At 50.5% G+C, this 5,857-nt stretch carries 12 tRNA genes, 2 rRNA genes and 2 other annotated features; all 14 genes read right to left on the minus strand.

What is annotated here, in order from left to right:
- Positions 1-99: 99 nt before the first annotated feature.
- Positions 100-189, minus strand: a tRNA-Ser gene (locus A5819_RS04080).
- A gap of 34 nt (positions 190-223) precedes the next feature.
- A tRNA-Ile gene (locus A5819_RS04085) sits at positions 224-297 on the minus strand.
- 18 nt (positions 298-315) lie between these two features.
- Positions 316-389 (minus strand) — tRNA-Met (locus A5819_RS04090).
- A 17-nt stretch (positions 390-406) separates the two neighbouring features.
- Positions 407-479, minus strand: a tRNA-Ala gene (locus tag A5819_RS04095).
- A 10-nt stretch (positions 480-489) separates the two neighbouring features.
- Positions 490-563: transfer RNA gene (locus tag A5819_RS04100), tRNA-Pro, on the minus strand.
- 10 nt (positions 564-573) lie between these two features.
- Positions 574-647, minus strand: a tRNA-Arg gene (locus A5819_RS04105).
- A 30-nt stretch (positions 648-677) separates the two neighbouring features.
- Positions 678-763 (minus strand) — tRNA-Leu (locus A5819_RS04110).
- Between the two features lie 10 nt (positions 764-773).
- Positions 774-845, minus strand: a tRNA-Gly gene (locus tag A5819_RS04115).
- An 8-nt stretch (positions 846-853) separates the two neighbouring features.
- Positions 854-926, minus strand: a tRNA-Thr gene (locus A5819_RS04120).
- Between the two features lie 31 nt (positions 927-957).
- Positions 958-1,039 (minus strand) — tRNA-Leu (locus tag A5819_RS04125).
- A 12-nt stretch (positions 1,040-1,051) separates the two neighbouring features.
- Positions 1,052-1,124: transfer RNA gene (locus tag A5819_RS04130), tRNA-Lys, on the minus strand.
- A 6-nt stretch (positions 1,125-1,130) separates the two neighbouring features.
- Positions 1,131-1,203 (minus strand) — tRNA-Val (locus A5819_RS04135).
- Between the two features lie 14 nt (positions 1,204-1,217).
- A 5S ribosomal RNA gene (rrf, locus tag A5819_RS04140) occupies positions 1,218-1,333 on the minus strand.
- Between the two features lie 96 nt (positions 1,334-1,429).
- Positions 1,430-4,341 (minus strand): 23S ribosomal RNA (locus A5819_RS04145).
- A gap of 299 nt (positions 4,342-4,640) precedes the next feature.
- Positions 4,641-5,614: a sequence feature (most likely nonfunctional fraction of RNA operon), on the minus strand.
- 11 nt (positions 5,615-5,625) lie between these two features.
- Positions 5,626-5,767, minus strand: a sequence feature (16S ribosomal RNA rRNA prediction is too short).
- Between the last annotated feature and the right edge of the window lie 90 nt (positions 5,768-5,857).

Below are 5,857 nucleotides of genomic sequence, written 5' to 3' on the forward strand. Positions count from 1 at the left end.
ATTCTTGGTGATTTCTAGTAAGGATACCTCGCTCACTTTGTTCACCAAGTACTGTTCATCATCTGTTCTGGCAAAGCCAATCACAGTGATTCTCAGTAAAGGAGGATAAGGGATTCGAACCCTTGCACGGTTTTACCCGCCTGACGGTTTTCAAGACCGTTCCCTTCAGCCGGACTTGGGTAATCCTCCGAAATAATTATTAGTAAATCATTCGTCACTACAATGGACCTTGTAGGACTCGAACCTACGACCGGACGGTTATGAGCCGTCTGCTCTAACCAACTGAGCTAAAGGTCCTTGGCTCTTAAAAAGGAATCGCGGCGAAGGGGATCGAACCCCCGACCTCCCGGGTATGAACCGGACGCTCTAGCCAGCTGAGCTACACCGCGAAAATAATAATTACTAATGGAGCCTAGCGGGATCGAACCGCTGACCTCCTGCGTGCAAAGCAGGCGCTCTCCCATCTGAGCTAAGGCCCCACAACATAAATCGGGAAGACAGGATTCGAACCTGCGACCCCTTGGTCCCAAACCAAGTGCTCTACCAAGCTGAGCTACTTCCCGTATTTACAAATGCACCCAAAGGGAGTCGAACCCCTAACCTCTTGATTCGTAGTCAAGCACTCTATCCAGTTGAGCTATGGGTGCTACATGTCATACATCTGTATGTCACTGCAATGCCGAGGACCGGAATCGAACCGGTACGGTGATCACTCACCGCAGGATTTTAAGTCCTGTGCGTCTGCCAGTTCCGCCACCCCGGCGAACAAGCTAAGCGGAAAACGGGGTTCGAACCCGCGACCCCCACCTTGGCAAGGTGGTGCTCTACCACTGAGCTATTTCCGCAATTTGGATGCCGGCTAAAGGATTTGAACCCTCGACCCTCTGATTACAAATCAGATGCTCTACCAACTGAGCTAAGCCGGCGTATTCGCCAAGTATTAAACGAGACTAAAAATGCGGGTGAAGGGACTTGAACCCCCACGCCGTAAGGCGCTAGATCCTAAATCTAGTGCGTCTGCCAATTCCGCCACACCCGCAAAATATTCCTATGAGCCGTGCAGGGCTCGAACCTGCGACCCTCTGATTAAAAGTCAGATGCTCTACCAACTGAGCTAACGGCTCAAAAAATGGAGGTTGACGGGATCGAACCGCCGACCCCCTGCTTGTAAGGCAGGTGCTCTCCCAGCTGAGCTAAACCTCCAAGACAACACTTTAGCGTGGCGACGTCCTACTCTCACAAAGGGAAACCCTTCACTACAATCGGCGCTAAGAAGCTTAACTTCTGTGTTCGGCATGGGAACAGGTGTATCCTTCTCGCTATCGCCACCACACTGGGTGTTGTTACTATTAAGTTGAGTGATTATTCACTCAAAACTGGATTGAAGTAGTAATCAAACATTCCGAAAATACTTTTTTATTTCGTTTCTTTGGTTAAGTCCTCGACCGATTAGTATTGGTCCGCTCCGTACATCACTGCACTTCCACTTCCAACCTATCTACCTGATCATCTCTCAGGGGTCTTACTTTCTTAAAGAAATGGGAAATCTCATCTTGAGGTGGGCTTCACACTTAGATGCTTTCAGCGTTTATCCCTTCCCTACATAGCTACCCAGCAATGCCCTTGGCAGAACAACTGGTACACCAGCGGTAAGTCCATCCCGGTCCTCTCGTACTAAGGACAGCTCCTCTCAAATTTCCAACGCCCGCGACGGATAGGGACCGAACTGTCTCACGACGTTCTGAACCCAGCTCGCGTGCCGCTTTAATGGGCGAACAGCCCAACCCTTGGGACCGACTACAGCCCCAGGATGCGACGAGCCGACATCGAGGTGCCAAACCTCCCCGTCGATGTGGACTCTTGGGGGAGATAAGCCTGTTATCCCCAGGGTAGCTTTTATCCGTTGAGCGATGGCCCTTCCATGCGGAACCACCGGATCACTAAGCCCGACTTTCGTCCCTGCTCGACTTGTAAGTCTCGCAGTCAAGCTCCCTTCTGCCTTTACACTCTGCGAATGATTTCCAACCATTCTGAGGGAACCTTTGGGCGCCTCCGTTACCTTTTAGGAGGCGACCGCCCCAGTCAAACTGCCCACCTGACACTGTCTCCCACCACGATAAGTGGTGCGGGTTAGAGGGTTCATAACACAAGGGTAGTATCCCACCAGCGCCTCCTCCGAAACTAGCGTTCCGGATTCATCGGCTCCTACCTATCCTGTACATGTGGTACAAACACTCAATATCAAGCTACAGTAAAGCTCCATGGGGTCTTTCCGTCCTGTCGCGGGTAACCTGCATCTTCACAGGTACTAAAATTTCACCGAGTCTCTCGTTGAGACAGTGCCCAAATCGTTACGCCTTTCGTGCGGGTCGGAACTTACCCGACAAGGAATTTCGCTACCTTAGGACCGTTATAGTTACGGCCGCCGTTTACTGGGGCTTCAATTCTGAGCTTCGCCGAAGCTAACCCATCCTCTTAACCTTCCAGCACCGGGCAGGCGTCAGCCCCTATACTTCATCTTTCGATTTTGCAGAGACCTGTGTTTTTGATAAACAGTCGCTTGGGCCTATTCACTGCGGCTGACCGAAGTCAGCACCCCTTCTCCCGAAGTTACGGGGTCATTTTGCCGAGTTCCTTAACGAGAGTTCGCTCGCTCACCTTAGGATACTCTCCTCGACTACCTGTGTCGGTTTACGGTACGGGCAGTTGTTTTCTCACTAGAAGCTTTTCTTGACAGTGTGACATCAGGAACTTCGGTACTATTATTTCCCTCCCCATCACAGCTTGTCCGTAAAGAGTAAAGCATTTGACTCTACTCAAGACTTACTGCTTGGACATGCACTTCCAGTCGCATGCATTCCTTAGCCTCCTGCGTCCCTCCATTGCTCAAACAAAAACAACTGGTACAGGAATATCAACCTGTTGTCCATCGCCTACGCCTATCGGCCTCGGCTTAGGTCCCGACTAACCCTGGGCGGACGAGCCTTCCCCAGGAAACCTTAGTCATACGGTGGACGGGATTCTCACCCGTCTTTCGCTACTCATACCGGCATTCTCACTTCTAAGCGCTCCAGCCGTCCTCACGATCGACCTTCAACGCCCTTAGAACGCTCTCCTACCATTACACCAGAGGTGTAATCCACAGCTTCGGTAAACTATTTAGCCCCGGTACATTTTCGGCGCAGGGTCACTCGACTAGTGAGCTATTACGCACTCTTTAAATGGTGGCTGCTTCTGAGCCAACATCCTAGTTGTCTGTGCAACCCCACATCCTTTTCCACTTAATAGTTATTTTGGGACCTTAGCTGGTGGTCTGGGCTGTTTCCCTTTCGACTACGGATCTTATCACTCGCAGTCTGACTCCCGGATATAAATGAATGGCATTCGGAGTTTATCTGAATTCGGTAACCCGAGATGGGCCCCTAGTCCAAACAGTGCTCTACCTCCATCATTCTTAATTCCGAGGCTAGCCCTAAAGCTATTTCGGAGAGAACCAGCTATCTCCAAGTTCGTTTGGAATTTCTCCGCTACCCACAGCTCATCCCCGCACTTTTCAACGTACGTGGGTTCGGTCCTCCAGTGCGTTTTACCACACCTTCAACCTGGCCATGGGTAGATCACATGGTTTCGGGTCTACGACTACATACTCATTCGCCCTATTCAGACTCGCTTTCGCTGCGGCTCCGGCTCTTCACCTTAACCTCGCATGCAATCGTAACTCGCCGGTTCATTCTACAAAAGGCACGCCATCACCCATTAACGGGCTTTGACTTGTTGTAGGCACACGGTTTCAGGATCTATTTCACTCCCCTTCCGGGGTGCTTTTCACCTTTCCCTCACGGTACTGGTTCACTATCGGTCATTAGGGAGTATTTAGCCTTGCGGGATGGTCCCCGCGGATTCCGACGGAATTTCTCGTGTTCCGCCGTACTCAGGATCCTCCTAGGTGTTGCCAACATTTCGTCTACGGGGCTATTACCCACTTTGGCGAACCTTTCCAGGTTCTTCGACTATCTTGACAGACTACCATAACGGAGTCCTACAACCCCAACAAGCAAGCTTGTTGGTTTGGGCTCTTCCCGTTTCGCTCGCCGCTACTCAGGGAATCGAATTTTCTTTCTCTTCCTGCAGGTACTTAGATGTTTCAGTTCTCTGCGTCTACCTCTATCCAGCTATGTATTCACTGAATAGTAACATCCTATAAAAGATGCTGGGTTTCCCCATTCGGAAATCTCTGGATCATAGCTCACTTACAGCTCCCCAAAGCATATCGGTGTTAGTCCCGTCCTTCATCGGCTCCTAATGCCAAGGCATCCACCGTGCGCCCTTATTCACTTAACCTTACGATCTTACGATCGGTTTTGTTTGGTTCGTTTCTCTAGCGATAGAGGCGTGACCAATAAAATAAGCATTCGAACTATTTTACTTAAAAAACTCATTCAACGCGGTGTTCTCGGTTTGTTTTGATTACTTTTTTACTTCAATATCCAGTTTTCAATGAACAATTCGTTTGAGAGAATCATATAATAAGAAAGAAAATCCAATGATTAACTTCTTCTATAAGAGTAAACCTCTCAAAACTGAACAAAGTAGCGACGAATGTGTAAGTTTCCGTAATATTCCTTAGAAAGGAGGTGATCCAGCCGCACCTTCCGATACGGCTACCTTGTTACGACTTCACCCCAATCATCTATCCCACCTTAGGCGGCTGGCTCCACAAGGGTTACCTCACCGACTTCGGGTGTTACAAACTTTCGTGGTGTGACGGGCGGTGTGTACAAGGCCCGGGAACGTATTCACCGCGGCGTGCTGATCCGCGATTACTAGCGATTCCGGCTTCATGTAGGCGAGTTGCAGCCTACAATCCGAACTGAGAGAAGCTTTAAGAGATTTGCATGACCTCGCGGCCTAGCGACTCGTTGTACTTCCCATTGTAGCACGTGTGTAGCCCAGGTCATAAGGGGCATGATGATTTGACGTCATCCCCACCTTCCTCCGGTTTGTCACCGGCAGTCTCGCTAGAGTGCCCAACTGAATGATGGCAACTAACAATAAGGGTTGCGCTCGTTGCGGGACTTAACCCAACATCTCACGACACGAGCTGACGACAACCATGCACCACCTGTCACTTTGTCCCCGAAGGGAAGACTTGATCTCTCAAGCGGTCAAAGGATGTCAAGACCTGGTAAGGTTCTTCGCGTTGCTTCGAATTAAACCACATGCTCCACCGCTTGTGCGGGCCCCCGTCAATTCCTTTGAGTTTCAACCTTGCGGTCGTACTCCCCAGGCGGAGTGCTTAATGCGTTAGCTGCAGCACTGAAGGGCGGAAACCCTCCAACACTTAGCACTCATCGTTTACGGCGTGGACTACCAGGGTATCTAATCCTGTTTGCTCCCCACGCTTTCGAGCCTCAGCGTCAGTTACAGACCAGAGAGTCGCCTTCGCCACTGGTGTTCCTCCATATATCTACGCATTTCACCGCTACACATGGAATTCCACTCTCCTCTTCTGCACTCAAGTCTCCCAGTTTCCAATGACCCTCCCCGGTTGAGCCGGGGGCTTTCACATCAGACTTAAGAAACCGCCTGCGCTCGCTTTACGCCCAATAAATCCGGACAACGCTTGCCACCTACGTATTACCGCGGCTGCTGGCACGTAGTTAGCCGTGGCTTTCTGGTTAGATACCGTCAAGGTAAGAGCAGTTACTCTCCTACTTGTTCTTCTCTAACAACAGAGTTTTACGATCCGAAAACCTTCTTCACTCACGCGGCGTTGCTCGGTCAGACTTTCGTCCATTGCCGAAGATTCCCTACTGCTGCCTCCCGTAGGAGTCTGGGCCGTGTCTCAGTCCCAGTG

It is taken from the genome of Enterococcus sp. 7E2_DIV0204 (assembly GCF_002140855.1).
In the GTDB taxonomy this organism is placed as follows: Bacteria; Bacillota; Bacilli; order Lactobacillales; family Enterococcaceae; genus Enterococcus_L; species Enterococcus_L lemimoniae.